Below are 813 nucleotides of genomic sequence, written 5' to 3'. Positions count from 1 at the left end.
TATTAAGGGTGAGGATGATATAGATAAATTAAGAAAGGAAGAAGCTGAGATTTTTGGTGGTACAGAAAGAGGAGAAGAAAGAAGTAAAGTTAGGATAAGAATAGAAAAAGAACGTTCTGATATTGGAGATAATATAAAGTCAGAAATAGATAGTTTTAAAGGATTAGAATATCTATACTATTCCACTTTTTTACTAAAATTAAGACAATATTTTAAACCTGATGTAACTCAATTTTTACTTAATCTTTCTTCTCATACCCAACAAGCTTTTCTTAATGGAGCTGCTTCGCTTTGGCTTGCAATTTATCTAGGAGGATTTGGAACAAGAGCAAGAAGAGGAGGAGGCAATATCGAAGTTTTAGAGTTTCAAGGTGAAAAAATTAATGAAATAAAGTTTATTTGTCATGCTAATGACAAGAGGGAGCTTAAAGAGTTCATTAAGCATAATATGGATATAGTAAAAAACATTTGTCAACAAGGAAGCGGAACACAAAAATATTCAATTCTAAGAGGATCCAAAATTCTCATATTTGAATCTAAGAATAATTGGAAAGAAGCTTTAAATTTTTTAGGAGAAAATTATAAGAAGTTTAGAGAAGATAAAAAAAACCTAGTTTTCGAAACAGCAGCTTTTGGTATGCCTGTTATGCATTCAGGGTCTAAAGTAAGAATAGTTCCTTATCGTAGAGAAGATTCAGGTGATTCAAGGCTTTCTGATAGATGGGCATCACCTCTCATATTTAAAATCATAAAGGCAAATAATCTTTACTTCCCAGTTATAGTTAAACTATCAGGCGGAGGAGTAGATTTTGT

General features: G+C 31.2%; 1 protein-coding gene. It reads left to right on the top strand.

All coding sequences use genetic code 11. The features are described from left to right. Positions 1-813: hypothetical protein (locus ABDH49_09180; GenBank protein ID MEN3047112.1), on the top strand; the 813-nt coding region annotated here is incomplete at both ends.

The organism is Candidatus Hydrothermales bacterium (assembly GCA_039630235.1).
Classification (GTDB): Bacteria; Hydrothermota; Hydrothermia; order Hydrothermales; family JAJRUZ01; genus JBCNVI01.
Note: the sequence above shows the minus strand (reverse complement) of the source record. Positions and strands in the feature narration are given on the sequence as shown.